The organism is Pseudomonas gessardii (genome assembly GCF_001983165.1).
Taxonomy (GTDB): domain Bacteria; phylum Pseudomonadota; class Gammaproteobacteria; order Pseudomonadales; family Pseudomonadaceae; genus Aquipseudomonas; species Aquipseudomonas gessardii.
This window is the reverse complement of record NZ_MNPU01000013.1, coordinates 57,366-83,332: the sequence shown is the minus strand read 5'-3', so window position 1 is coordinate 83,332 and position 25,967 is coordinate 57,366. Positions and strand designations below refer to the sequence as shown.

At 57.8% G+C, this 25,967-nt stretch carries 20 protein-coding genes, 1 other RNA gene and 2 pseudogenes; 15 read left to right on the top strand and 8 right to left on the bottom strand.

Features of this window, described 5'->3' with window-relative positions:
- Positions 1–33 precede the first annotated feature (33 nt).
- The 6 genes and pseudogenes from ssrA (at position 34) to BLL38_RS11665 (ending at position 3,588) form a co-directional block, all read left to right on the top strand.
- Positions 34–427: a transfer-messenger RNA gene (gene ssrA, locus BLL38_RS11685) on the top strand.
- Between the two features lie 161 nt (positions 428–588).
- Positions 589–903, top strand: a complete 315-nt coding sequence (locus BLL38_RS11680) for a hypothetical protein (protein WP_076962729.1) — start codon at positions 589–591, stop codon at positions 901–903.
- Between the two features lie 10 nt (positions 904–913).
- Positions 914–1,489, top strand: a complete 576-nt coding sequence (locus BLL38_RS31735; protein ID WP_346243166.1) for a pyocin activator PrtN family protein — start codon at positions 914–916, stop codon at positions 1,487–1,489.
- Between the two features lie 44 nt (positions 1,490–1,533).
- A pseudogene (locus tag BLL38_RS31400) lies at positions 1,534–1,772 on the top strand (hypothetical protein).
- Positions 1,773–1,837: 65 nt separating this feature from the next.
- Positions 1,838–2,086: a helix-turn-helix transcriptional regulator gene (locus tag BLL38_RS11670; RefSeq protein ID WP_076962727.1), complete on the top strand. Its 249-nt coding sequence runs from the start codon at positions 1,838–1,840 to the stop codon at positions 2,084–2,086.
- Complete coding sequence (locus BLL38_RS11665) at positions 2,083–3,588, top strand: YfjI family protein (RefSeq protein WP_076962726.1); 1,506 nt, start codon at positions 2,083–2,085, stop codon at positions 3,586–3,588. The genes BLL38_RS11670 and BLL38_RS11665 overlap by 4 nt, the downstream gene beginning before the upstream one ends.
- A 171-nt stretch (positions 3,589–3,759) precedes the next feature.
- Here BLL38_RS11665 and BLL38_RS11660 read toward each other — a convergent pair whose 3' ends face one another.
- From BLL38_RS11660 to BLL38_RS11645, 4 genes are read right to left on the bottom strand one after another with little or no spacing between them, the layout of a single operon-like run.
- Complete coding sequence (locus BLL38_RS11660; RefSeq protein ID WP_076962725.1) at positions 3,760–4,671, bottom strand: restriction endonuclease; 912 nt, start codon at positions 4,669–4,671, stop codon at positions 3,760–3,762.
- 9 nt (positions 4,672–4,680) lie between these two features.
- Positions 4,681–7,890, bottom strand: coding sequence for a type I restriction endonuclease subunit R (locus BLL38_RS11655; RefSeq protein ID WP_076962724.1), 3,210 nt, complete (start codon positions 7,888–7,890; stop codon positions 4,681–4,683).
- On the bottom strand, positions 7,890–9,278 hold the full coding sequence (locus tag BLL38_RS11650; protein WP_076962723.1) for a restriction endonuclease subunit S: 1,389 nt from the start codon (positions 9,276–9,278) through the stop codon (positions 7,890–7,892). Before BLL38_RS11650 ends, BLL38_RS11655 begins: the two co-directional genes overlap by 1 nt.
- Positions 9,275–11,251 carry a type I restriction-modification system subunit M gene (locus BLL38_RS11645; RefSeq protein ID WP_076962722.1) on the bottom strand — a complete coding sequence of 659 codons (1,977 nt, stop codon included), beginning with the start codon at positions 11,249–11,251 and terminating at the stop codon, positions 9,275–9,277. Before BLL38_RS11645 ends, BLL38_RS11650 begins: the two co-directional genes overlap by 4 nt.
- A gap of 1,223 nt (positions 11,252–12,474) precedes the next feature.
- Here BLL38_RS11645 and BLL38_RS11635 point away from each other — a divergent pair.
- Positions 12,475–12,819: a hypothetical protein gene (locus BLL38_RS11635; RefSeq protein WP_076962720.1), complete on the top strand. Its 345-nt coding sequence runs from the start codon at positions 12,475–12,477 to the stop codon at positions 12,817–12,819.
- Between the two features lie 109 nt (positions 12,820–12,928).
- Here the strand turns inward: BLL38_RS11635 and BLL38_RS31890 are convergent.
- The 4 genes and pseudogenes from BLL38_RS31890 to BLL38_RS11615 form a co-directional block, all read right to left on the bottom strand.
- Positions 12,929–13,042: pseudogene (locus BLL38_RS31890) on the bottom strand (recombinase family protein); the annotation flags it as partial.
- A gap of 182 nt (positions 13,043–13,224) precedes the next feature.
- Positions 13,225–13,998 (bottom strand): DUF6861 domain-containing protein, encoded by a 774-nt coding sequence (locus BLL38_RS11625; protein WP_076962718.1) that lies wholly within the window; start codon positions 13,996–13,998, stop codon positions 13,225–13,227.
- Between the two features lie 25 nt (positions 13,999–14,023).
- On the bottom strand, positions 14,024–14,641 hold the full coding sequence (locus BLL38_RS11620; RefSeq protein WP_076962717.1) for a recombinase family protein: 618 nt from the start codon (positions 14,639–14,641) through the stop codon (positions 14,024–14,026).
- Positions 14,642–14,807: 166 nt separating this feature from the next.
- The gene (locus BLL38_RS11615; protein ID WP_076962716.1) at positions 14,808–15,644 is read right to left on the bottom strand and encodes a hypothetical protein; all 837 of its coding nucleotides are present in this window, start codon (positions 15,642–15,644) and stop codon (positions 14,808–14,810) included.
- A gap of 141 nt (positions 15,645–15,785) precedes the next feature.
- On the opposite strand from BLL38_RS11615, the gene BLL38_RS11610 reads away from it, so the two are divergent.
- The 8 genes from BLL38_RS11610 to dsdC all read left to right on the top strand — a co-directional run bounded on the left by BLL38_RS11610 (position 15,786) and on the right by dsdC (position 25,963).
- Complete coding sequence (locus tag BLL38_RS11610) at positions 15,786–16,151, top strand: hypothetical protein (RefSeq protein ID WP_076962715.1); 366 nt, start codon at positions 15,786–15,788, stop codon at positions 16,149–16,151.
- 482 nt (positions 16,152–16,633) lie between these two features.
- Positions 16,634–17,860 (top strand): site-specific integrase, encoded by a 1,227-nt coding sequence (locus BLL38_RS11605; protein WP_063033239.1) that lies wholly within the window; start codon positions 16,634–16,636, stop codon positions 17,858–17,860.
- Between the two features lie 233 nt (positions 17,861–18,093).
- Positions 18,094–18,612, top strand: coding sequence for an RNA polymerase sigma factor (locus BLL38_RS11600; protein WP_076962714.1), 519 nt, complete (start codon positions 18,094–18,096; stop codon positions 18,610–18,612).
- On the top strand, positions 18,609–19,580 hold the full coding sequence (locus BLL38_RS11595) for a FecR family protein (protein WP_076962713.1): 972 nt from the start codon (positions 18,609–18,611) through the stop codon (positions 19,578–19,580). Before BLL38_RS11600 ends, BLL38_RS11595 begins: the two co-directional genes overlap by 4 nt.
- Before the next feature lie 104 nt (positions 19,581–19,684).
- Positions 19,685–22,117 (top strand): TonB-dependent siderophore receptor, encoded by a 2,433-nt coding sequence (locus BLL38_RS11590; RefSeq protein WP_076962712.1) that lies wholly within the window; start codon positions 19,685–19,687, stop codon positions 22,115–22,117.
- A gap of 136 nt (positions 22,118–22,253) precedes the next feature.
- Positions 22,254–23,597 carry a GntT/GntP/DsdX family permease gene (locus tag BLL38_RS11585; RefSeq protein WP_076962711.1) on the top strand — a complete coding sequence of 448 codons (1,344 nt, stop codon included), beginning with the start codon at positions 22,254–22,256 and terminating at the stop codon, positions 23,595–23,597.
- Between the two features lie 26 nt (positions 23,598–23,623).
- Positions 23,624–24,979 carry a D-serine ammonia-lyase gene (gene dsdA, locus BLL38_RS11580; protein ID WP_076962710.1) on the top strand — a complete coding sequence of 452 codons (1,356 nt, stop codon included), beginning with the start codon at positions 23,624–23,626 and terminating at the stop codon, positions 24,977–24,979.
- Between the two features lie 33 nt (positions 24,980–25,012).
- Positions 25,013–25,963 (top strand): DNA-binding transcriptional regulator DsdC, encoded by a 951-nt coding sequence (dsdC, locus tag BLL38_RS11575; protein WP_076962709.1) that lies wholly within the window; start codon positions 25,013–25,015, stop codon positions 25,961–25,963.
- Positions 25,964–25,967: the final 4 nt, after the last annotated feature.

Here is a 25,967-nt window from a genome sequence, read left to right as displayed (position 1 = left end):
TTGTCACTCACGATTACACCGAGTAACAAGCACGGGGCCGTTTAGGATTCGACGCCGGTTGCGAACCTTTAGGTGCATGCCGAGTTGGTAACAGAACTCGTAAATCCACTGTTGCAACTTTCTATAGTTGCCAATGACGAAACCTACGGGGAATACGCTCTCGCTGCGTAAGCAGCCTTAGCCCTTCCCTCCTGGTACCTTCGGGTCCAGCAATCATCAGGGGATGTCTGTAAACCCAAAGTGATTGTCATATAGAACAGAATCGCCGTGCAGTACGTTGTGGACGAAGCGGCTAAAACTTACACAACTCGCCCAAAGCACCCTGCCCTTCGGGTCGCTGAGGGTTAACTTAATAGAAACGGCTACGCATGTAGTACCGACAGCAGAGTACTGGCGGACGGGGGTTCAAATCCCCCCGGCTCCACCAAATAAGCTATACAAATCAGGCACTTAGCGTTTATCGCAAGTGCCTTTTTTGTGCCTGAATGTGTGGTTTTGGCTCGGTTATGCCAGCTTAATGACAGCATCTGCGATGATCATCTGCTGCATTCGCGCTAAGCTCAGGCGATAACCAGGAGCGGTGCAAAGATGAATGAAAACGCAGAAGGACCTGACAGCTGTCATTCGCGCGCGAAGGAAGACGAGGCTTTCGTGACTTCGACCAAAGGCCCAAGACCCGTAGCGAACGAAGTCAAAGACTGCGTACTGGCTTCTACGGCTGCTGGGCTAGCCGCGATGACCGCGCTGGCGATTGCAGGCGTATACGGTGAACGCTTCGAATATATAACTACCATCGTCGCAATGAGTGCCAGCGCTTTAAGGTTTTTCGTGAGTCGACTTGAGCAGAGAGAGTGGCAAAATGCTTGGACCCGAAAGATGGAACAAACCGCACCGGTAGATTAATACCGCCGTTATGCGAAGGAGTCGAGCGATGAACACTCTTTTTCTCTTAATGGCTCAATATCATGGCCAGACGATTGTGTCCTTGAGTCGGGTATGCGCCGACTATTTCACTCATCTGACACCAGCAAATCTACGAACAAAGGTCTCCTCAGGCGAGATTGACCTACCGATTGTCTCCATGGAGCTGAACGAAAAAACTGCACGAGGCGTTCATCTGTCGGATCTTGCTGATTACATTGATCGACAGCGAGATAGAGCCAAGCTTGAGCTTGATCGGACGAGAAAGCAGGCTACCAAATCCTTGAGCCAAGAGCCGCGCGAAGTCGAAAAACCTGAGGCTGATACATTTTCTCGACCTAGAGAGTCAAATGATCTTAGTCGACAACCGATCCTTTTCATTAGGCTGGCTGAAGTAAAGCGAATTACAGGTATGTCGACTAGTACGATCTACAAAATGGTAAGTCAGAGCACATTTCCACGACAAGTTAAACTAGGTGGTCGAGCTGTGGCCTGGGTTAGGGTAGAGGTAATCGAGTGGTGCGATCTTCGAATCAAAAAGTCTAGAATGCTAAAGAGTGAGAACTAGGGATGTAGCAGAACAGCCAAAAAATCGCATCTCTCATCTCAAAAATCGGACCTCCCACGCCCAACTCAGCCCTGCTCCCCACTTTGCTTTACAAGATCAACGAAAATCAGCTCGCGCTCGAGGCAGCCATTATGGATTGTCCAAATGGGTGGAGCAGCAAGGATCGTCAGAAGTCTCCGACAATGTGCGCGGCGCCCTGGACTGTCTAACCGCAAAGCCATCCGCGGCTGTCGCCTTTACTTCAACAATCGACAGAACGTTTTCCGGCGCTTTTTTGGTTTGAAATCGCCCCCCAACTGACCGGACAGGATATTTAATAGGAGTCGACTTACACACAGAGCCCCACACATGTCGACACATGCCCCCAAGAAATACCTGATCAGTCACACCTCTCTTCAGCACTGCTTTGACAAGAGCCGCTCCGGACTAGAAAAGCTACGCGAAACCGATGCCAGCTTCCCTCGCCCCATCAAATTTGGCCCGAGCAAACAGGCTGGGGTTTACTTCGTTGTCGCAGAGGTGGAAGCCTGGCTGGAGAGCAAGATCAGCGAGCGTGATGGTATCGCTCTGGATCTCGCCTGGCGAGAAGACCAATGACTACACACGAGCAGATACCGTCGTTCTTAGCAGAGATGCCCGCGCCGGCACTTGCCGCATACATGAACCCTAACATTGCGCCAAAGCCACTACCGAGCGGGTTGGCCAGGGTCGTGCCCTGGCTTGATGCACTATTGCCTACTGCTCTTCAGGAGTACGTGCGGGATGTTTCTGAGCGTACCCAGTGCCCACCTGATTTTGTTGGGGTCGCGCTTATCGTGGCAGTCAGCACCGTAGTCGGGCGCAAATTCACCGTCTATCCGAAACAACACGATGACTGGATGGTCATTCCCAACCAGTGGGGCGTCATCATCGGGCGACCGTCTGCGATGAAAACGCCGGCACTCAAACAGGCCCTGCTTCCATTGCGCGCATTAGATGCCAGAGAGCGAGAACGCTATAGCCAGGCTCAAGCCGAGCACGAGGCCGCTAGCGAGCTGTACGACATGAAGCGCAATGCAGCCAGGGTAAAAGCCAGAAAGCTATACAGTGGTGGTGACGAGAATGCAGCTCAGGCAGAACTGAAACGTCACTCAAGCGAGAACCCACCCCCAATCCAGCGGCGCTACATCGTCAACGACGCAACGGTGGAAAAACTCGGCGAGCTGCTCAACGAGAATCCAAACGGCCTAGTAGTTGAGCGTGACGAGCTGGGGGGCTGGCTGGCAACGATGCAGAGCGAAGACGGCTCGGTTGCGCGAGCATTTTATTTGGAATGTTTCGACGGCAACGGCTCATTCACCTATGACCGTATCGGCCGAGGAACCATTTATATCAAATCATGTTGTTTATCGTTGATCGGCGGGATTCAACCCTCACGAATTGCGTCCCTTGTAAACGCTGCCGTCAGCGGCGAACTGGATGACGGCCTGATTCAGCGCCTGCAGCTGGCGGTATATCCCGACGATGTTCGAGAGTGGCGCTATATCGACCGTTGGCCGAACAAAATCGCCGCTGAGCGCGTCTCGGAGGTTATCGAACAGCTCGACCAGATACCTGAGGAGCCTCGCTCTGCCCTCAGATTTACCCCTGAAGCCCAGGAGAAGTTTATCGCCTGGTATACCTCCCACATGCAAGCAAGCCGGAGCGATCATCTTCACCCCGCATTGCAATCCCATTACCTGAAAATGCCGAAAACCATTGCAGGCTTGGCCCTCCTATTTGAGCTGATTGAAGGCGGACGGGAAGCCGTGGGCGCTGAGTCCACTGACCGCGCCATAAACTGGGCGAACTACCTGATGAGCCACGCCCAGCGGCTGTACGGGGCGGCAATCAACGCACCACTAATCGCTGCGCGACTGATTCTGGAGCGCCAGCAGAAATTGCCCGAGCCATTTACTGCCCGAGAGGTGCGCCAGAAGGATTGGACAGGATTAGGCACGCAGGACGCGGTAAATAATGCGCTCACCGTTCTAGCTGAACATAACTTCATCGTTGGCTACGAGGTGGCCGGAGAAAAAGGTGGACGCCCATCGATTCGCTATGTGTGGCGAAAAACGTAGCTCAACCCAACCTGTTCACTAAAAAGACCGGTAGGACGACCTACAAAACCTACGAAACCTAGTTCTGTAGGTTTCGTAGGTAGCCCTTACCCCTGGCAGGGATAAAAACTGCCACAACAACAGTGATCTCCGAGTTCATACTTTGGGTGAGCCGGCTACCTGGGTTGTGACTCACGCCTCTGCGAAGTAGTCGCTGTCGAGCTGCTTCACCTCGTACACCTGCTTAACGCTCACCCCCAGGTTGTTCTCCACCATCAGACGCGCCAGCCCAACACCGTCGATCAGCACCACCTTGATATCCAGCCCCAGCGCTGCAGTACGGGCACCATCGGAAAAGTCCGAAGTGGTGATAAACACGCCCTTTCGCGCTCGTTGGCGGGTTAAGGCTCCGATGAACTTGTCGATCTCCGGGCGATGCACCGTGTTGGTCCAGCGCTTGGCTTGCAGGTAGATCACGTCAAGACCGAGCTTGTCTTCTTTGATGATGCCGTCGATACCGCCATCATTGGTCGCTTGAGTCGCCTTGCCGGCTTCCTTGCGCGAACCGCCGTAGCCCATGGCGATCATCAGATCGACCACCAGCTGTTCAAAGAAGCTAGGTGTCGCTGCCCGCACTTGCGCCAGCAGCTCGTCTGCCAGTGACTGCACTAATGCCTGATGCGCTTCGGCCAGTTGCTCATCCGGCGTGGTCTCGGAAATCTCAATGTCCAGCGCAGCAGGTAAATCAGCTACTTGAGGCTTGGTGGTATGGAAGTCCGCGAACTCGGGAAACTGCTTCAGCCAGCTCACAGTGATGCGCTCGGGGCCACTGACCAAAGCGTCCCGGCCACGCGCAGTGATCTGCACCATGCCCTTGGCGGGAATGCACAGCAGTCCGGCCTTGTTCAGGTAGGTACGCGCCCAGCCCACACGGTTGTTGATCACCGTCTGATGGCCGGAGGGCAGGCGCTCCTTGCGCTCATCCTCGGTCAGCTGGAACTGATCGGCCATCCGCTCGCGCAACTCATTGAGCGGCAGCGGCGCACCGTTCTGTACGGTGGCAAGCACCGGCCGCATCACACTTTGAAAATCCGGAATTGCCATCGTCACTCCCTAACCTTGTAGGCCGCCGCGCAAGCCATTCTCATCGAGCCCCGCAGCCGTCTTCAGCATCTTCAAAATCACCAGCGCAAACGCCCGGCTCTTGGTCTCGTTATCCAGCACTTCCAGCGACAGCTTCTCGTGGTCGGTCATAGCGTCCAACACGGTATCCAGCACGCGCTTGGGGAACAGGCCGTGCATTACTTGCTCCACCGAGTGGTTGTTCACCTGAGCCATCACATCTTCCTGACGGCTGATGCGCTGGGCGATACCGGTGAGGAACTGCAGTTGGTCGTCATCGCTCACCTCGGCACCGAAGATATCGTTCAGCGCGTCGATGATTTCAGACAGGCGCTTCTTCTCCGGGTCATGCGGCTTACCGCTGCCCACATCGCTACCCGGCTTTAGCTTGTATTCGCCTTCCCCCTCACTCAGCCGCAGCTGGTGCTCGGCTCGCTTGCTCAGGCGGTAGTGGCTCAGTTGCAGCTCGCCCACGTCCACGTCGTCTTGTTGCAGGCGATCCACGCGCAGCAGCGGGTGCAGGTGCTTGGCATACACGCACAGCTGCTCCAGCTCGCGGTCCTCATAAGGCACGATTTGAGAGAGGAACTCATACAGGCGCACAAAGCTCTGCAGGTTCTTGCGGAACAGGTCGAGCTGGTCCACCTGCTCGCCGGCCTCTTTCAGTGCGTGCTCGGCCTTTTTCAGGCCGGCGCTGTCGCCATTGGCCTCGGCAGTGCGTTTGAAGTCCAGCGCCTGCTGGCGCGACTCAACGGAGAAGGCATAACGCTTAGCAAAGCGCTCCTTGGCCGGCGTGCAGTAGTAGCTGAGCTTGCTGGCGGCCGCCTTGGGGTCGAAGAAGGCCATAGCGAACGTCTCGACCTCCTGCCAGTGATAGATGCCCTCGGCATCCAGCTTCTTCTGCAGGTCATAGATGATCTGCGGGTCGGTCACGTCGGTCAGCTCGGCCTTGGTGTAGTACGGCAAGAAGGCGTCGAGAATGTCCTGCGGCTCGTTGAAGAAGTCGAGGATAAAGGTTTCCTTGCTGTCACCGAAGGTGCGGTTCAGCCGCGACAGGGTCTGCACGCAGTCCACGCCTTGCAGCTTCTTGTCCACGTACATGGCGCACAGCTTGGGCTGATCGAAGCCGGTCTGGTATTTGTTGGCCGCGATCATTACGTTGAAGTCCTGGGTGTGGAACGCTTGCGCCAGGTCACGGCCATTCAGGCCGGCGTTGAGCAGGCTGCTGCTTTCCGTCACCTCCTCGGAGATCACCTCATCCGGCAACACGCTGCCGGAGAACGCCACCAGCGGGTGTACATCGCTGTAACCCATCTGCTGCACATACGCCTTCACCGCCAACTGGTAGCGCACCGCTTCCTGGCGGCTGCTGGTCACCACCATGGCCTTGGCCTGGCCATTCAGCAGGCCACGGATATTGGCGCGGAAGTGCTCGACGATTACCTCAACCTTCTGGCTGATGTTGTACGGATGCAAACGCACCCAGCGCGCCAGCTTGATGCGCGCCTTCTTGCTGTCCACCTCGTCGTCTTCGCCATCCGGGTGGGCGATCTTCCAGGCGGTGCTGTAGGTGGTGTAGTTGCGCAGCACATCGAGGATAAAACCCTCCTCGATGGCCTGGCGCATGGAGTACAGGTGAAACGGCTCCGGATTGTTGTCGGCACTGCGCGGTAACGTCGGATCAGGCTCACGGCCGAACAGCTCCAGGGTCTTGGCCTTGGGGGTGGCGGTAAAGGCGTAGTAGCTGATGCGCTCATTCGGTTGGCGAGCCTGCACGGCGGCGTCCAACAGCTCTTCGGCACTGACTTCTTCAGCATCCAGCGCGTCACTGCCAAGAATCTGTTTCAGCTTGCTGGCGGATGAGCCGGTTTGCGAGGAGTGCGCCTCGTCAGCGATCACCGCATAGCGCCCGCTGGCCAGCTTGGGGTACTTGTCCAGAGCATCGAACAGCGCCGGAAAGGTCTGGATGGTGACGATGATGATGCGCGTCTGCTCGGCTAGCGCCTCGGCCAGTTGCTCGGACTTGCTCTGGTTGCCAACATCACGGCTGATCGGCTTGACCACACCTTGGGCGTGCTCGAATTGGTAGATGGTGTTCTGCAGTTGGCTGTCCAGCACCGTACGGTCGGTGACCACGATCACCGAGTTGAACAACCGCTGACCGGCTTCGTCGTACAGCGAGGCCAGTTGATGGGCGGTCCAGGCGATGGAGTTGGACTTGCCTGAGCCTGCGCTGTGCTGGATCAAATAACGCTTACCCGGCCCTTCGGCGCGGGTGGTGTTGATCAGCGTGTTGACCACTTCCCACTGGTGGTAACGCGGGAAGATCATGGTTTCCTTGGTCACGGGCGTGCCGTCGAAGCCTTCACTGGTTTTCTTCTCCAGGTGCAGAAAGCGCCCCAGCACCTTGAGCCAGGCGTCCGGCGGCAGCAGGCGTTGCCATAGGTAGCTGGTGGCGTATTGGCTGTCATCCGCAGGCATCGGGTTGCCCGCGCCGCCTTCGGCGCTGCCGAGGTTGAACGGCAAAAAGAACGTGTCTTTACCCGCCAGCTTGGTGGTCATCGCCACCTCGGTCTGGCCCACGGCAAAGTGCACCAGCGCGCCGCGTTTGAAGGTCAGCAGCGGCTCGGGTTTGCGGGTGAGCGGGTCTTTTACCGGGCGGTCTTGGCGGTATTGGCGCTTCGCGTTTTCCACCGATTGCTTGAACTCGCTTTTCAGCTCCAGCGTGGCGGTGGGGATGCCGTTGACGAACAGCACCAGATCCAGCCGTGGGTTGTAGCTCTGCTCGCCGCTAGCGGCATCACGCGCATGCGGCGAGTAGGACACCTCCGGCACCACGCGCAGGCGGTTGCACTGGTAGCGTTTGAGGGTGTCCGGGTTCATCCCGTGGTCGGGCTGGAAGCTGCACAGCTCGACCTTTACCGCCGGCAGCTTAAAGCCGTGGCGCAGCACATCCAGGGTGCCGCTCTGCTCCAGCTCGCGCACCAGTTTTTGCACCAGCACACCGTCTGGATCATTCGGGTTGGCCTTGGCGAACTTGTCCCAACGCTCCGGCCAGGCGTCCTTGAAGTAGCCCAGCACATCTTCGGTGTACAACGCCGTGCGACGGTCATAGCCACTGGCCGTGCCGACTAGCCAGCCTTGGGCGGATAGGGCCTCGATAATGTCCTGCTGAAACTGAGCTTCCTTGCTGTCCGCCATTACACGGCCTCTTGTGCTAATTCAGGGGATGTTGCACTGGCTGGTAGCTGCCAGCTGCGTACGTCGATTTTGCCGGTGACGGCGGCGGAGATTAGGGCGGAGCGGCGTTCTTGGAGAAGAGCTATCGTGTTTTGCGCTTCACCAAGCAACGAGTCGAACATTTCGGTTTTTTGGATCAAATACTCGGCGATGATCTTCTGTTCGCCCTGCGGCGGCATGGGCACAGTAATGCCCCGAATATCTTCCACGTTTACTCGTTTGAAGGTCGAACCGATCATCAGGTTATCAAGCTGAACCATAACGACTGGTGAGCGTAAAACGGCCTGCAAGTAATCACTCGAAAGCCATTCATATTGTTTTTTCAGTACACACACATCTTGCCCCATGGCAAAAGGAGGATGCCAATTAGCGACTTGTGCTACCTCACCAACCGTTGCGTTACGACTGAATATTAAATCGCCTGCAACAAGCTCTCGACCTCCCTCAATTAGCTGCCGATAAAATACTTCCGTGGTCTGCTTTGCGTTATCGAGAGCGACATAACGACTCTGCACTTCGCGAATACTCGCGAGAGGGATGCCTTCGTCCACAAACTCAGCGGTGATGTGCTTGCAGTCTGTTACTGACCAAAACCATTTCAGGCCGGCCACCACCCAATGTGCTGGCACCTCGCCTAGCCACTCCACGCCGGAGTCTTTCAGCGGCGCCGTGGGGTCGAGGCCTTTTGTGACTGCATGGGAGATGACCGCCTGGCGCTTTTCCTTGAGCAGTTCGATCAGGCGCTGTTGCTCTTCGATCAACGCGTCGATGCGGGCGGTTTCGTGGTCGAGGAAACGGGCGATTTGAGATTGTTCGACTCGCGAAGGAAAGCAAAACCGCTCCTGCAAGTAGGACTCAGCATCAAGATTTTGGATACCAGTAACCTGCTTCACCGAAGGGTAGTTAACCCGGCCGTGGTAAAGATTTCCGAAGGCATAACAAAGAAACTGGCTATCGAACTCCGATAGCGGTCGCATTCTCGCCACGAAATTTGAAGTAATTGCGTCAAACTCATGCGTGAACAAAACAACACAGCCGACCAGCGTTTTTTCTCCGCCCCCAGATTTCTCGATCAGCAAATCACCTGATTTGATAAGTCGCGATTGTCTTTCTTTATGCGTGATACTTCTGTAGGTCAGCTTATCGAGCCCAACAGTCGAAAAAGATCGCTCGAAGTCGGCAACTCTGATGACTGCAATATCATTTTCGCCATCGGGCTCATCACCCCACAAGCCGTTTACGCACCCATCCACCGTGCGTTTAAGTGAGTGAACCGACCAATTCTGCGGCACCTCGCCCAGCCACTCTACGCCAGAATCCTTGTATGCCGGGTAACTAGGAAAGCTCATGCCGACAGCCCCTCAATCATCTGCTTGATACGGTCGGTGCAGGCTTTCAAATCTTTGTCAATTTCAGCCAGCGCACGCGGCGGATTGAAGACATAAAAGTGGCGGTTAAAGGGAATTTCGAAGCCGACGATACCGACCTCGCCGTCCTGCGCATCGGTCTTGCTCTCGTCGATCCAGGCATCCGGCACATGGGGGATGACTTCACGCTGGAAGTAGTAGTAAACCGACTCGCCCAGCGGCACGTTCTCGTTATCGCGCAGGCCGGCATCGACTTCCGGCTGGCCCTTGGTCATGCAGATATCCGCCTCGGAATCGCGCTCGCTCAGGGCGCTCATCAGGGCTTTTAGCTCCAGCGTGCTGAGGCTGACGCTATGAGCGGTGAGGGCTTTTTTCAGCAGCGTGCTGAACTGCTCGCGGTTGCGGTGCAGCACGCTGGCGTCCATCGTTTGCAGGGCGGCCAGCAGGTGCTGCTGGACGGCGCTGTCGAGTTTTTGCAGGGCTTTCTCTTCCAGCACCTTAGCGATGCGCTCGGCACTGGTGTGGAAGTTCAGGCGCAGCGGGCGCTCGACGGTGATACGGCGGTAGCCGAAGGCGTCGATGGGGAAGATCTTGCTCTGTGCGGTTTCCTCAAAGCTGCCATACAGGCGCACCAGCTCGCTGATCTGATCCTCGGTAATGTACTGCCGCTTGCTGCCCAGCGACTTGCGCATTTTGGCGTAGTGCTGGCTGCCGTCGATCAACTGCACCTTGCCCTGGCGCGCAGCGGCCTTGTGGTTGCTGAGTATCCACACATAGGTGGCGATGCCGGTGTTGTAGAACATGTCGGTGGGCAGCGCGACGATGGCTTCGACCAGATCGTTCTGCAGCAAGTAGCGGCGAATCTCCGACTCACCCGAACCCGCGCCGCCGGTAAACAGCGGCGAGCCGTTGAGGATGATGCCGATGCGCGAGCCACCGTCGCGCGGGTCACGCATCTTGCTGACCAGGTGCAGGAGGAACAGCAACGAACCGTCGGACACCCGTGGCAGGCCAGGGCCGAAGCGGCCGTCGAAGCCCTTCACCGTGTGCTCGTCGGTGATCTGCTTTTGCACCTTCTTCCATTCCACGCCGAAGGGCGGGTTGCTGAGCATAAAGTCGAAGCGCTTATCGGCAAGCTGGTCGTTGGATAGGGTGTTGCCGAGCTTGATGCTGGCCACGTCCTGGCCCTTGATCAGCATGTCCGCCTTGCAGATGGCGTAGGACTCGGGGTTGAGCTCCTGGCCGTGCAGCGACACGCTGACCTTCTCGCTGATGGACTGGATGTACTCATCACCCTCAGACAGAAAACCGCCGGTGCCGGCGGTTGGGTCATAGATGGTGACGATGCTGTTGGGCGCGAGCTTGTGGTCCTGATCGGTGATCACCAGCGAGGTGGTGAGGTGCACGATATCGCGCGGGGTGAAGTGCTCCCCGGCGGTTTCGTTGGAGCTTTCCGCGAACTTGCGGATCAGCTCTTCGAAGATGATACCCATGCCGAAGTTGCTGATGAACTCGGGGCTAAGATCCGTGGCGGCGAAGCGCTGCACCACCTGGTACAGCAGGTTGGCGGTTTCCAGTTGCTGGACGAAGTCTTCAAAGTGGAAGTGTTCGAAGATCTCGCGGGCGTCTTTGCTGAAGGCCTGCACGTAGCTCATCAGGTCGGCGGCGGTTTGGGTGTCTGACAGCGTGCCAAGGGTCAGCGGCGAACCGTTGAAGAACTGCTGGCCGGCAGCGCGCAGCAGAATCATCTCACGCACTTGGTCCGGACGGCCTTCCTGAGCGAAGGTTTGTTTGATCACCTCACCCTTGGTCGGTGCGAGCACGCACTCCATGCGCCGTAACAGGGTGAATGGCAGGATGATGCGACCGTATTGCGATTGTTTGAAGTCACCGCGCAGCAGATCGGCAATGGACCATAGAAACGCGGCCGTCTGGGAATGATTTTCCGTGTTCACGCAATAACTCCTTGGAGTACGGGCAAAACCGCAAGTTTACCCCTTAGAGCTGGCGCCCTGTCACAGAACCGACGGCCTATTTTCACTCCGCTCCGAATACTCAAAGGTGCTAAGGCCGCACTCGAACGTTAGCCAGCCACGATATGTCTGCTGCAATGTGTTCTCGAAACGGGGTTTTAGCAGTCTATGCAGTGGTCCCCCGGCAAAAAACCGATCAGCCAGCCTAACCATTTGAGTAGCGGGATTTCTAAAGCAACTCGTCGTCGTCATCTGTTGCACATTCATTGCTCGCGCCCTCTCGCTGGCCCGGAGAGTCGTCATTTGCCCACCATGTGTTGTCACTGTGCGCGCCTGGCGGATACCTTCTGATGCTCAGTTGTCATCTACTGTCGTTCTCCCGCTGCCGCCATGGACATTGCGAACTGTGGAGACCCTGTATTCATAGAGCGGCAGCGACGACACCTACTCACGACACCCCTTCACAACGCCAACTATCTTGTACAAAGCTCGTGAGAGACCTGAAATCCAGTATTCATGGGGGTTACAGAGACAACCCCCCTTCACGACACCCCTTCACAACGCCAATTATCTTGTACAACGCTCGTAAAAGACCTGAAACCCAGTATTCATGCGGGTTACAGAGACAACACCCCTTCACGACACCCCTTCACAACGCCAATTATCTTGTACAAAGCTCGTGAAAGACCTGAAACCCAGTATTCATGCGGGTTACAGAGACGACACCCCTTCACGACACCCCTTCGCTCAGATCGGCAGATCACTCTATGGGAGGTGAACCGTCAGACTCCCATAAGTAATAGATGGGAAGTGAGCATGTTTTTTTGAAACGTGTCGCGGAGCGGATATGAGCGGCGCTCTGGTCGCTTTGGAATTTAGTCACCCAAGAGCCGACGGAACGCATTTCAGGAGGATAAAGTCCTTGGGATTGGCACGGCAGATGAGAAGCTATATTCAGTGCAGATTTTCAGCCCAGAAGGAGCAAGACATGGACTCGATTGAGCTACTGGTTTATGCGGTCATCGGCGTGGTCGGCACGCTGGGAGTGGCTGCGGTGATTGGCTACAAGGTCGCAGATCATCTCGATAAGAAGCATCACACCGACTGATTTTGCAGCACATCGGCAGATGCGCATGGTGGTGGCTTGGGACTCCCCAGTGCTCGGGTAACGTTCAGGCATGTGCCAAGTCCAGCAGGTTCACGTCATGAGCAAAGTTAAGTGCCAGTGCTGCAAGAAGATGATGGTTCCAAAGGTGGTCACTAGCGCGCCGTTCTACATCAATGGAATACCCGTGGGCGGCCGTGACCCGGAGTCGTCCGTATGCCCCTTCTGTCTGTCGCAGAAGTGGATGCTCACCGAACATCAGGCTCTGGCTGCCGGTAGGGCCAATGCCGAGTTCTACGGCATCATGGTTCTCGCCATGGTGAACATCGTTGCGTTCGCCCGTTTCGGCGAACTGGCGGGCGGTATGACGCTTGCGGTGTCAGTCGCAAGCTTTCTCCTGCGCGCCAGAATTATCAGGGTATTGCTACGGCATCTGGGCCGTTAGACGAGCCAGCACATTCCAGGCGACCGGAATGCTATCAGGCGGCGAATACAGCCTGGTTAGAATTCGGAAAGGATGTCACTGCTGCTCGACAGTGCGCAAAACTGCGTCGCTACTTGGTCACTTCATCGGGTTTAAGCGCTGTGGTGGTACTGAACCCTGCATGGCGAGCGGTTGCCCGAATGCCCTGGCCAGCACCAAGCAGTTCACCAACGCGCTGATGTAACCCCGTTTCAGGCGGACCTTTTTAAACACCGGAAATTTTGCCCCTCCTAAGGGGAAGGTTGGCCGTTCGAACCGGCCCTGGGACACCATATTATTCAAGGCTTTCAGAGATTTTACGGTTTCAGTCTTTCGCTTCATGGGTGCACTATGGGTGCAACCGTGTGGAACTTATCTGACTAATCGTCATAAAAGTGAAGCTAGCTCTGAGAGTTCTGCCGCTGGAATATTCTTTAGCCCCAGCAGATCTACGAGCCGTTTGCCCGTACCGGATACAATCGCCTCAGACGGAAGTACGAGGTTGATTTCGTACACAAAGCCTCCCCGGCCGTGCTCCTTGCTGAAGCTGATAAGTAACTGTCGTTGATACAGGTACAGAGCTTGCTGAGCCGCGTCCATGGAGTCTGCGTTAACGGCCCCACCTTCCGCCCAGAGCGTATCTCTGACTTTAAATTTGTCCGTTTGGCTGATTAGGCTCATCAGGCAGAACTGCCTGTAAGTCAGTGCTTCAGCGATGCTCAGGAGATAGTTCGCCTCCGCGCGTTGCACGTAGGGAGCAAAAACGAGGTTCGTATAGAAGTTGGCAAGGTAAGGGAGTTTGAGCTCTTCATGCTCCTGCTTAGCGTTTAGTAGCACTCCTTCAAAGAGCTCTTCTGCTGGGGACGGTGACTCACCATCCCCTTCAAAAAAGTTGTCGTCTCTTTTTTGCTCCCAAAGTAGTCGTTCGCGAATTCCGTCAATGGCGAGGGCTGCCACACCGGCGACACGCTGTTCTTCTTTTGGTGAAAGGTACCTTTGGGCTAAGTCGTCTAGGACGACCACGCAAGCCTCCCCAAGCGCCGCGCCGACGGCCGCCCCTGCTACTGTTCCGGCCGGCCCAGCCAGTGATCCAGCGGCCGCACCAACTGCCGCCCCACCAATTTTGCTGCCGCGCTTCAAAAGCGTTAGATAATTTTTCACTGTGGCCCCTGATCGTTGATCTGATTCATGCAGAAATTTGGTCTCGGATGCGTAGGACTGTAGTTGTCGAACAGTTCGCGTGCCGTGCGGTTGCACGAATGCCTAGACCAGCACCGAGCAGTTCGGACACGCGCTTGTGCAGATCGGCGTCCACCGGGCGCCCCTGGTACTTGCCGGCGGCCTTGGCCTTCTCGATGCCCTGGGCCTGGCGGTCGCGGCGCTGCTCGTAATCCTTGCGCGCGATCGCCGCCATCATTTCCACCAGCATTGAGTTGATGGCCCCCAGCATCCGCCCGGTGAACTCGTCGCCCTTCGTGTCCTGCATTCCCTGGTGGCTGGTCGGCAGGTCGAGCGCGACGATGCGCAGCCCCTTGGAGTCGATAGCGGCCTTAAGCTTTTGCCAGTCGTCTACCGGGAGGCGGGAGAGGCGGTCTATCGACTCCACCAGCAGCACGTCACCCTTGCGGGCATCCTTCAGCAGGCGCAGCAGCTCAGGCCGGTCTGCGGTGGCGCCGCTGGCGTTCTCCAGATACACGCTTGCAATGACCTTGTTGTGATCGCTGGCGAATTGCTCAAGCGAGGCGCGGGCGCGGCCAGCGTCTTGTTCTTCGGTGGAAGCTCGGAGGTATGCGCGGATGAACATGATGGGTGCCTGTATCAGTTAGGGCGTTCTACTAATACTGTTGCACTTTGGGTGTTCCTTATCAAGCAGAAAGCCCGAAAAAGGCAAAATAAGCCTGTATCTGGATAGGCATACTCAAAAAAATCGTCGCAGACTTGCGAAAGCCAGCGACGAAAGACCAGCAGGATTATTTTCCTACGAAGTAAAGCGCTCGGCCTTGGTTGAAGATGGCAGTAGGGATTGAATCTTTCCTCAGTCGCTGACCAGGATGGTAGATATAGATCCATTCGGGTAGGTACTTCGATGCCTTTAACATGGCTTCCGAAGTCGTCATGTCGTTCTTGTAGGCATCAAGCGTGAACTGGTTGTGCCGGATAAATATCGGCCCGTAGCTGCGAGGCGACGCCAAGAAGCTTGGTGACGCAGCGGGTGTATCCGCGAATGGGATAGGACGTTCCGCAAAGATATCTGCTGGCGTTGCGTACGAGCGCGAATGACCATCAGGGTATTGGCCGGTCTGCATACCCAGCTTTGACAAACCACCTGAAAAAATCTTTCTGCGGACCTCCTCCACCTTCTGCAGAGCCAGGGCCGATGCATCCTCTGGTGAGCCGGCCTGATCGGAAGGCACCCAGGCAACAACCTGAGTTGCCCGAGCCGGATCACTTGATCCACCCAGTAGCATCAAACCCAAGCCAATACCTGCGGCTGCACCACCGCTCATGCCTGAAGGTGGTGACACATATCCAATCGCACTTAATCCAGCATCCCCCAGCCCTGCCCCTGAGCTGTTGGTGGGGCTCACTCTATCAACTCCCCCTACCATCTCGATTGGAACGTCACGCTGCCCGGAGATCCCCATGGCAGTCAGAACGTGCATCGCATCCGACCATTTTTCTTTCGGTACATCCTTTGGCTCAGGAAGCTGAACAGTCTTCGGCGATTGATTGGCAGAGCACCCAACCAGAAAAGCTACTGCCGCAGCCAGCACGCTGACTCGAATCACTGTTGATGTACTACCCATGGCGCTACTCCCTGTTGTGATCACCACAACTTACGGCGACTTGCAGAAAACCCAACGGCATACCCCCGCGACGGAGCCGGCTTGGGATTTCCAAGACATGGCATAGCGTGTCACGCAACGTCATGCACACGGAGCACCACCATGGAATTTCGTGACATTGGGAACGGGCGAACTTTCCCACCAGTAGCACCGAATGGCCGGATTTACGCCGTACCAGTCACCCAAGAAAACCAGGTAGAAATTTTCTGCCTGACACCTGAAGGAGTCATTGGAAGCGGAGTCAAGGCCAATTGGGCTGAGATCACAGGTTTCTACTACGACCACGAGTCCTGGGAAATCATCCTGCGCAACTACATCGGCAGGGGAATGCGTTTCCGGCGGGGTGTGCCCTGTGGAATAGTCGAAGACGGTTGCGAAACCCTCAAAACAAATATCCAAGGATTCGCAATTCCAGTTTGCGTAATGAACCGCATCGCATACGAACAGAAAAGGCTGCAGCAGACCTGAGCGTTTCACAGGACAACCTGCAACCTGACTCGCGTTAAGTCACTCCGCGCAGGCTCACGCACGTTTCCTGGCTGGGAAATCCTGATTTCAAATTCCGTCGCTTTTGTTGCCTGAAAGCGAAACACACTCCGGGCAGCCGCTCGTAGCCTATCCGGGTAGCTCAAAGGAACTCGGAAAATGAATCAGCACAGGGTTAACCGCTGCATTTACATGCAAGAAGTCAACGACAAGCCTGAAGACAACGCTGCTCCAGCGAAACGGAGTCAACTAACAGATACGTCATCCTGCGCGCAGCCGCTAACCCTGACGAGTCAGGATTAACGGCATATGCGCTACGTGACCGTCAGGAAATTCGCCAGCGAGTCTGGCTACTCCGAAGACGCTATCCGCTCGAAACTTCGCGACGGGATTTGGCGGCTAGGGGAAATATGGATCAAGGCCCCAGATGGCCGAGTTTTGATAGATGTTGAGGGATATGAGTCATGGGTAGAGATGGGAGGGGAGTCCGGGCAGTGTCCGAGTCGAGTATCGAAATCACGTTCATGTTCCGTGGCGTTCGGTGCCGCGAGCGCATCTCGCTCAAGCCCACCGCCACTAACCTGAAAAAAGCCGAGCAGCATAAGGCTGCGATCGAACACTCCATAGCTATCGGCACATTCGATTACGCAACCACCTTTCCAAGGTCCAAGCTGGCTGGAAAGTTTTCCAGTTCGGTCGGGCAGATGAAGCTCGAGCGATACCTCACGACTTGGCTGGAGAAAAAACAGCCACAACTAAAATCCAGTACTTTTGCCGGCTACAAAAAGATCATCCAGGGTCGACTCATCCCGCTTTTCGGTGAACGGACACTGGGCGAATTGTCACGCCGGATGATCCGCGAGCAGCTAGAGACACTCGAAACGGGCAACAAACGGTTGGCCAACATCCAGAGCTGTCTGCGCTCGGCTCTCAACGACGCCATTGACGACGAGCTGCTGGAAACTAACCCTCTTGCCGGCTGGACATTCAGCCGCAAGCGCGCTCTGAAAAGGGTCGACGACGTAGACCCATTCGATGCCGAAGAACAAGCTGCCATCCTCAGCATGCTCGATGGCCCGGCGCACAATATGTATAAGTTTGCTTTCTGGACAGGTCTGCGCCCCAGTGAGTGGATCGCGCTGGAGTGGGACGACATCGACTGGGTTAAACGCATAGTGCGCGTGGTACGGGCGCAGACCCAGGACGCTGATGAGCCAGAAATAACCAAGACCGACAGCTCCGAACGCCGGGTCAAGCTGCTTGGACCAGCGTTACAGGCCCTTATCGCGCAGAAGAGCTACACCTTCCATACTGGCAATCACATATTCCTCGACCCGCGCTACGAGACGCCTTTCAGCGGGGATCAAGCCATACGCAAGAGTTTCTGGATACCGGCACTGAAAAAAGCAGGCGTGCGGTATCGCCGCCCTTACCAGACTCGGCATACCTTCGCATCGATGATGCTGTCAGCAGGGGAGCATCCGATGTGGGTCGCCAAGCAAATGGGGCACGCCGACTGGATGATGATCGCGCGTACATATGGCCGGTGGATGCCATCGGCGGACGAAAATGCCGGGGCAAAGGCTGAGCTGGTGTTTGCCCGAGACACTCAACGGCAAGAATCAGATCAAACTCACAATGACAGCTTTATGCCAGCTTCTGCCTTGGAAGCCCCAGAATTAGAGGAATAAACGGGGGTTCAAATCCCCCCGGCGCCACGAACGTCTTTTTTTGTGCCTGAAATCCTATAACCCACAAGCTACGAAGGCTTTCGAGTTCCAGGCGATTTCGTGCCCCAATGAAACTCTCGCCTTTCCGCCCCCCGCTCCAGGCAGGTCATGCTACAGACCTTTTAAATGAGATGACTTCTCATTATAGTGTGCCACTATTCGCGCAATCGCTCAGCACCAAGGTAGCAGGGGCAATGGAGATGCAAGGCGATCAAAAGAAACTCAGCGCGCTTTTTATCGGCCAGCGCAGTGCGTTAATCCGTATGTTGTCGCGGGTGGTCGGCTGTGCAAGTCAGGCGGAGGATCTCGCCCAGGAGACCTACCTCAAGGTGGCAAAAGCGTTGTATAGCCGACCGATTGAACACCTGCATCCGTTCCTCTATCAGACCGCTCAGTATCTAGCCTTTGACCACCTGCGCAGCATGCGCAGTAAAAGGCGTTTCGAGTGTCAGCTGGCTCAAAGCGTGGTGGTCGAGGTGCCGACTTCGGCACCGGGCCCGGAGTGTCAAGCCCAGGGCCAGCAGCAACTGCAACAGTTTCAGCAGGTGCTGGGGACCTTGCCCACGCGCCAGCAACAAATCCTGGTTCTGCATAAACTGCACGGTTTGTCTCAGGGCGATATTGCACAACGGCTGCAGGTATCTTTGAGTACAGTGGAAAAAGACCTGCGCAATGCGCTCAATGCCTGTGCCAAAGCTATCGACTTACCATGACTGAACCGACTCAAAACGTTATCCCCAACGATGCTGCCAGAGAGCAGGCGACCCGTTGGTTTACCCAGCGTGATGAGATTGCGCGCAACCCCACCACGGGCCAACGCTTTGCCAGGTGGCGTGACGCCGACCCACAGCATGCGGCTGCGTATGCGCATTTAGAGACGTTGTGGGAGGCTCAGTCATTCCAGCAAGCCTTGCAAAACCTGGCCGTCGACCTGGAGTTGCCACCGGCCCCATCATCGGCCTCAACGTGGCGCAGCAAGACTCGACTCTTTGCCAGTGCCGCCGTGTTGCTGGTCGCCCTCGGCGCCGGCTGGATGGCCGATGTGCCCATGCGCCTGCAAGCCGATCACATGACCGATATCGCCCAGGTCAAACCCTTTGACCTGGAAGACGGCTCGCACATTGTGCTGGGCAGCCACAGTGCGATCAGCACCGAGTTCGACGCGGCTCAACGCCGCATCCGCCTCCTGCGCGGCGAGCTCTATGTCGATGCCGCTCACGATGCCAAGCGTCCGCTGAGTATCGAGACGACGGACGCCACCATTACCGTGGTTGGCACTCAGTTCAGTGTCAGCAAGCGCGGCAACGATGTTGTCGTCGCCGTGCGCCAGGGCCTGGTGCGCTTTGCCAATCGCGAGGGCAAACAGAGCCTGTTGCAAGTCGGTAACTGGCAGCAACTCCATGACGGTCATTTGCAACCCTTATCCCTGGAAGGCGCTGAACGGAAGATGGCCTGGATCAATGGCCGCCTATCCTTCCAGGACACCCCCCTGGCGCAAGTCCTTGACGAAGTGCAGCGCTACTACCCGGCGCCGATCTTTGTCCTGAACGCCGCCGCCGCGGGTGAGCGTGTCAGCGGCAACTACCAACTGGATGATCCGATGGCGATCGTGCAAGCACTGAGCAAAGTGACGGCCACCCAGCTTTATCGTCTGCCGGGCGGGTCGTTGGTCATCCGCTAAAAGCAGTGGCCGATCCTGCACGAAAAAAGTTTTACGGTTTTTGGGGCTTCAACCCGTCAAGGATTTTGCTTTTGCAAATAATTCTTATTCATGACGGAGCCCGCATGCCTTTCCCAGCACTCACTTCGACTCACGCCCGGAGCATACTTGCGCTCGCCATTTGCCTGGCCTGCAGTCACGCTGTTGCCGTCGAGCGCGCCGACACAGCGGCCAGCCGCGAGGTGCCAACCACCCATAGCTTCGCCATTGCACGGCAGTCGCTGGTCAACGCACTCGATCAGTTGAGTGTGCAGAGCGGGCTGCAAATTGCGTATTCCTCGGACATGGCCCAGGGCGTCGAATCCTCGGGCGTCAGTGGCCAAATGACCGCCCAACAGGCGTTGGCTCAACTGCTGAAGGGCACGCGGCTGGACTTTGAACAGAACGGCGCAAACGCAGTGCTGCTCAAACCTCGCCCCCAAGCGTCGGGCCCGCTGGAGCTTGGCACCACCAATGTGATCAGCAACCAACTGGGCACCGTTACCGAGGGCTCCGGCTCCTACACGCCGGGCACCATCGCCACCGCCACCAAATTGGTACTGACGCCACGGGAGACACCGCAGTCGATCTCCGTGGTGACCCGCCAGGCCATGGACGACTTCAGCCTCAAGTCAATCGACGACGTGATGCGCCATACCCCTGGCATCACCGTGGCCGCTTATGACAGTGAACGTACCTCGTATTACTCGCGCGGGTTTGCCATTCGCAACTTCCAGTACGACGGCATTCCGATCCTGCAAGATGCGCAATATTCTTCCGGCCACACCCTCACAGACACCGTGATCTACGACCGTGTCGAAGTCCTCAAGGGGGCCACCGGCCTACTCACCGGCGCCGGCGGCCCAGGCGGCACCATCAACATGGTGCGCAAGAAGCCAACCTCCGAATTCAAGGGCTACATCGACCTGGGCGCGGGTTCCTGGGACAACTATCGCTCCGAAGTGGATGTCAGCGGCCCGCTGACCGAGTCCGGCAACGTCCGTGGGCGGGCCGTGGCGGCCTATCAGGATAAACACTCATTCCTCGACCACTACCAGCGCCAGACCGCCGTGTACTACGGCATCCTGGAGTTCGACCTGGCACCCGACACCCTGCTGACGGTCGGCGCCGACTACCAGGACAGCGATCCCCAGGGCTCCAGCTGGTCGGGCTCGGCCTCGCTGTATGACTCGGCGGGCAATCGCATCAGCACACCGCGCGGCTTCAACAACGGGGCCAAGTACAGCAAGTGGGCACAGTACACGCGCACCGGCTTCGCGACGCTGGAACACACCTTCGACAATGGCTGGGTGGGCAAAGCCCAGTACAACCACCAGATCAACGGCTACGACGCACCGCTTTCTGCCCTGCTGAACCCGAACGCAACCACCGGCAAAGCCATGCTGCTGACCCGTGCCTACGACGGTGAAACCACCAGCGACACCGGCGACCTGTACGCCACCGGCCCGTTCAGCCTATTCGGCCGCGAACATGAGCTGGTGGTCGGTACGTCGGTATCGCGCTCGCGCTGGATCGGCCGCAACTACACCAGCGCCATCTACACCGATGGCAATAGCCACGACTACTTCAACTGGGACGGCGATGCCACTAAGCCAGGCCGGGGCCCGGAAACCAGCTACAACGACGAGACCACCCGCCAGAGCGCCGGCTACATGACCGCCCGCTTCAGCGTGACGGATGACCTGCACCTGATGCTCGGCACCCGGGTCAATAACTTTGAAGTGACCGGCACCAGCCAGGTCAAGGACACCGGCAAGGTCATGCCTTACGCCGGCATCACCTACGACCTCAACGAAAACTTCTCGGCATACGCCAGCTACACCGATATCTACCTGCCGCAGCGCGAATACCGCGATATCAATGACAAGCCGGTGGAGCCGGACGAAGGTAAAAACTACGAAATCGGGCTCAAGGGTGAGTTCTTTGATGGCCGCCTGAACTCCAGCCTCGCGTACTTTGAGGTTCACGAAGACAATCGCGCAGTCACCGACGACAGCTACGTAAACGGAAGCATCCCCGGGCTTGATGGTGCCTACAAGGGGGTTGAATCCAAGACCAAGGGCTACGAAGCGGAAATTTCCGGGGAGCTTGCACCCGGCTGGCAATTACAGGCGGGCTACACCCACAAGATCATGCGCGACAAGCAGGGGGCGAAGCTGTCCACCTGGGAACCGGAAGACCAGGTCAATATCTACACCACCTACAAGCTGACCGGCCCGCTGGACAAACTCACCGTGGGCAGCGGCGTGCGCTGGCAGGGTACGGGTTGGAAGCTACTGACGAACAACTACACGACGGGCACCCAGGATAACTTCTCCCAGTCTCCACTCTGGGTAGTCGACGCGATGGCCCGCTATCAAGTTACCGACAACGTCTCGGCCGCCCTCAACATCAACAACGTCTTCGACAAGAAGTACTACACCAACATTGGCTTCTACAACTCGGTTTACTACGGCGACCCGCGCAACGTCATGCTGTCGACGCGCTGGGACTTCTGAGAACGTACAGCGCCCCTGGCCATAAGTGAACAGGCTTCAACTAGCGCCTGACGAATCATCGTTTGTCCCCGCCATAGGCCTGAAATCTAATCCATCGCAAACAACTAACAATAACTGCGATGGAGCAGACTCACCCATGTCCCCGACCTTTTCTCTATTGATCCTTGGCGCGTCGATCCTGTTGATTGTCGTGCTGATCGGTAAATGCCGTGTCCATCCGTTCCTGGCCCTGATCGCCGCCAGCCTGCTGGTGGGGGTCGGTACGGGCATGACCCCCACCGCGATTGTCTCGGCATTTGAGAAGGGCATGGGCAGTACGCTCGGGTTCCTTGCCGGGATCATTGGCTTGGGCAGCATCCTCGGCAAGTTGCTGGAAGAGTCTGGCGGCGCCAAGCGCATTGCGACCACGCTGCTGCGCCTGCTGGGTGAGCAGAACGCCGCGTGGGCGATGATGCTGGTGGGCTTTATTGCCGGGATTCCGGTGTTCTTCGAGGTGGGATTTGTGCTGCTGATCCCGCTGATTTATGTGGTTGCCCGGCAGACCCGGATCAACCTGTTGTACCTGGGCGTGCCGCTGGCGACCTCGCTGATGGTGGTGCACTGCATCCTGCCGCCGCACCCCGCCGCCACGGCCATTACCGGCATGCTCAATGCCGATATCGGCAAGGTGATTCTGTACGGGCTGATCGTCGGGTTGCCCACGGCGGTGATTGCCGGGCCGATCTGGGTCAAGCTGACCTGCGCGCGGCAGGCCCCGGCCGGTCAGGCTCAGTTTCTGGCTGAGCGTGGCGAGGGGAGCATCGATGACAGCCAGGCCCCCAGTTTCGCCATGGCAATGATCACGGTGCTGCTGCCCTTGGCGTTGATGGTCGGCAAAACCCTGGCAACACCTTTACTGAGCAAAGGCTCGATGGCGTTTGAATGGGTGTCCTTCATGGGCAACCCGCTGATTGCCCTGGCGCTGTCGATTTGCTTTGCCTACTGGTCCCTGGGCCTGCGCCGTGGGCTGGGCATGGGCGATCTGCTTGAGCTGACCCACCGCTGCTTCCCGCCACTGGCCGGCATTCTGCTGGTGATCGGCGCCGGTGGCGCGTTCAACGACATGCTGGTCGGCAGCGGTATCGGCAAGGTCCTGGCGGATGTGCTGGGGCAGTCCAGCATCAACCCGATCCTCCTCGCGTGGTTGATCGCCGGGCTGATGCACTTCGCCGTCGGCTCGGCCACCGTGGCCATGATCAGCACCGCCGGCATGGTCCTGCCGATCCTCGGGCAGAACCCGCAATACAGCCCCGAGATCCTGGTGATCGCCATCGGTGCCGGTGCCATCGGCTGGACCCACGTGACGGACTCGGCGTTCTGGGTCGTAAAAGAGTACCTGGGGATTTCCCTCTCCGAAGCCCTCAAGAAATTCACCGGCGCCACCGTGCTCGCTTCGGTGGCGGCCCTGATCTTTACCCTCATCCTTTCCCGGTTTGTATGATGAACCCCACTTCAAAGGCAGTGCCCATGATTCAAGGTAAAACGCTCGACGCCTGGTACGAAAGCCACCCGGTCATCAAGGCGCTGGTCGCACTTGAGCAAGTCAGTTGGTTCAACCCCGCGATCGCCCCGACCGCTGTGGCCCTTGGGGATGTCGGCCTGAGCCTGGACGATGTAAAAGACGCCAGCGCGCGCCTGCTTCGCTTCGCGCCCTATCTCGCCAAGGTATTCCCGGAGACGGCGGCGGCGGGCGGTATCATCGAATCGGCGATCCAACCGCTGAAGGCCATGCAGCACGCGCTGTTGAGCGAAGCCGCCCTCCCCGACTGCGGCGCGCTGTGGCTGAAAAAAGACAACGACTTGCCCATCTCCGGCTCGATCAAGGCCCGTGGCGGTATCCATGAAGTGCTCAAGCACGCTGAAGACCTGGCCCTGCAGGCCGGCTTGATCAGCCTCGACGATAATTACGCGGCCTTGGCCGGCGAGCATGCACGGGCGTTCTTCAACCAGTACAAAATCGCCGTGGGCTCCACCGGCAACCTTGGCCTGTCCATCGGCATCATCAGCGCCACGCTGGGGTTCCAGGCGACGGTGCATATGTCATCGGATGCGCGCCAATGGAAGAAGGACAAACTGCGCGCCAACGGCGTGACGGTGGTGGAGTACGCATCCGACTACAGCGTTGCCGTGGAAAACGGCCGCCAGCAGGCGCAAAACGATCCGGCCTGCTATTTCATCGACGATGAAAACTCGCCCCACCTGTTCCTCGGCTATGCCGTGGCCGCCGAGCGCCTGGCCCGGCAGTTTGAAGTGGCCGGGGTGCGGGTGGACACCGAGCATCCGCTGTTCGTGTACCTGCCCTGCGGAGTTGGCGGCGGCCCTGGTGGCGTGGCGTTTGGCTTGAAGCTGGCGTTTGGCGATGCGGTGCACTGCGTGTTTGCCGAACCGACCCACTCCCCCTGCATGCTGCTCGGTGTGTATACCGGGCTGCATGACCAGGTGAGTGTGCAGGACTTCGGTATCGATAACCTCACTGCGGCTGACGGCCTGGCAGTGGGCCGTCCCTCTGGCTTCGTCGGCAAGGCGATGCAGCGCCTGATCGATGGCTACTACACCGTCACCGACGAAGAACTCTACCGCCTGATGTTCCTCGCCCATGAGCTTGAAGGGGTAAAACTCGAACCTTCGGCCCTGGCCGGCGCGCCAGGCATTGTGCGGGTACTCAAGGACGCGCAGTATTTGCAACGCATTGGCATCGGGGCCACGCAGTTGGCCAACGCCACGCACTTGATCTGGGGAACCGGCGGCAGCATGGTCCCCGCTGAAGAGTTCGCCACCTACCTGGATAAGGGGCGCGCTCTGCAAACGACCACCCATCGCTGATCGCCGGCGGTTGACGCGAAGAGGGATACCCACATGGCAGCACCTGGCCTGAGCAAAGCGCCCAAGCTCAACGGCGCCCACCTGTCCAACCTGCATACGTTCCTGGTCGCCGCCCGCCACCTCAGCTTCGCCCGCGCCGCTGACGAGCTGTGCCTGACCGCCAGTGCGGTCAGCCACCGCATAGCGCGCCTGGAAGAAGAACTGTCGCTCAAGCTGTTCCATCGCTTGCCGCGCAAGGTCGACCTGACCGATGACGGCGAGCGGATTTTCAAGGTCATGCAGCACACCATGGACACCCTGTCCGAGGCTGTGCAGGAGCGTTCCGATACGCAGATCGAAGGCCAGCTGTGCTTCTACGCCAGGCCTTCCGTCGCGCAATGCTGGCTGGTGCCCAGGCTGGCCGATTTCACCGCCCGCTACCCCGGGATTCAACTGGATGTGCGGGTCGGCAACGAACCGATCGACTATCGCACCCGCCGTATTGACCTGGTGCTGTGCTACTCCAATGGCGAGCATCCGGGCCTGGAAAGTATCCGCCTGATGCCCGAGCGGATGGCCCCGGTATGCAGCCCTCAATATGCCCAGGCCCATGGCTTGATCGGGCACCCGGAACGCCTGGCGCACTGCACGGTGCTGCACGATGTGGCGGCGTGGGACAACATTGCATTCGATGCAGAATGGCGTTTATGGCTGGATGCGGTGGGCGACCACAGCGAGCTGCCAAACCGCTTCATGACCTTTGACCGCTCCGACTTGAGCACCCTCGCGGCAATCAACCACGCGGGCGTAGCCATCGGCCGCGAGCAACTGGTGCGCAAGCGCGTGCAGGATGGCGAGTTGGTGCTGCCGTTCGGCGGGTTCAGCGAGGCGGTCAATTACGGTTACTACCTGGTCCACCCCGCCCACGAAACCCTGCCCAGACGGCTCAAGGCGCTGATCGACTGGCTGACCGAGCAAGCCCTTTCATCCCAACGACCCGCCTGATGAG

What these genes read in the sequence shown, in the direction of transcription:
- BLL38_RS11660 (WP_076962725.1), bottom strand. Translation starts at nt 4,671, where the DNA reads ATGGCAATTCCGGATTTTCAAAGTGTGATGCGGCCGGTGCTTGCCACC.
- BLL38_RS11650 (WP_076962723.1), bottom strand. Translation starts at nt 9,278, where the DNA reads ATGAGCTTTCCTAGTTACCCGGCATACAAGGATTCTGGCGTAGAGTGG.
- BLL38_RS11585 (WP_076962711.1), top strand. Translation starts at nt 22,254, where the DNA reads ATGTCCCCGACCTTTTCTCTATTGATCCTTGGCGCGTCGATCCTGTTG.
- BLL38_RS11615 (WP_076962716.1), bottom strand. Translation starts at nt 15,644, where the DNA reads ATGGGTAGTACATCAACAGTGATTCGAGTCAGCGTGCTGGCTGCGGCA.
- BLL38_RS11595 (WP_076962713.1), top strand. Translation starts at nt 18,609, where the DNA reads ATGACTGAACCGACTCAAAACGTTATCCCCAACGATGCTGCCAGAGAG.
- BLL38_RS11665 (WP_076962726.1), top strand. Translation starts at nt 2,083, where the DNA reads ATGACTACACACGAGCAGATACCGTCGTTCTTAGCAGAGATGCCCGCG.
- BLL38_RS11605 (WP_063033239.1), top strand. Translation starts at nt 16,634, where the DNA reads ATGGGTAGAGATGGGAGGGGAGTCCGGGCAGTGTCCGAGTCGAGTATC.
- BLL38_RS11600 (WP_076962714.1), top strand. Translation starts at nt 18,094, where the DNA reads ATGGAGATGCAAGGCGATCAAAAGAAACTCAGCGCGCTTTTTATCGGC.
- dsdC (WP_076962709.1), top strand. Translation starts at nt 25,013, where the DNA reads ATGGCAGCACCTGGCCTGAGCAAAGCGCCCAAGCTCAACGGCGCCCAC.
- BLL38_RS31735 (WP_346243166.1), top strand. Translation starts at nt 914, where the DNA reads ATGCGAAGGAGTCGAGCGATGAACACTCTTTTTCTCTTAATGGCTCAA.
- BLL38_RS11635 (WP_076962720.1), top strand. Translation starts at nt 12,475, where the DNA reads ATGAGCAAAGTTAAGTGCCAGTGCTGCAAGAAGATGATGGTTCCAAAG.
- BLL38_RS11590 (WP_076962712.1), top strand. Translation starts at nt 19,685, where the DNA reads ATGCCTTTCCCAGCACTCACTTCGACTCACGCCCGGAGCATACTTGCG.
- BLL38_RS11610 (WP_076962715.1), top strand. Translation starts at nt 15,786, where the DNA reads ATGGAATTTCGTGACATTGGGAACGGGCGAACTTTCCCACCAGTAGCA.
- BLL38_RS11620 (WP_076962717.1), bottom strand. Translation starts at nt 14,641, where the DNA reads ATGTTCATCCGCGCATACCTCCGAGCTTCCACCGAAGAACAAGACGCT.
- BLL38_RS11670 (WP_076962727.1), top strand. Translation starts at nt 1,838, where the DNA reads ATGTCGACACATGCCCCCAAGAAATACCTGATCAGTCACACCTCTCTT.
- BLL38_RS11680 (WP_076962729.1), top strand. Translation starts at nt 589, where the DNA reads ATGAATGAAAACGCAGAAGGACCTGACAGCTGTCATTCGCGCGCGAAG.
- dsdA (WP_076962710.1), top strand. Translation starts at nt 23,624, where the DNA reads ATGATTCAAGGTAAAACGCTCGACGCCTGGTACGAAAGCCACCCGGTC.
- BLL38_RS11655 (WP_076962724.1), bottom strand. Translation starts at nt 7,890, where the DNA reads ATGGCGGACAGCAAGGAAGCTCAGTTTCAGCAGGACATTATCGAGGCC.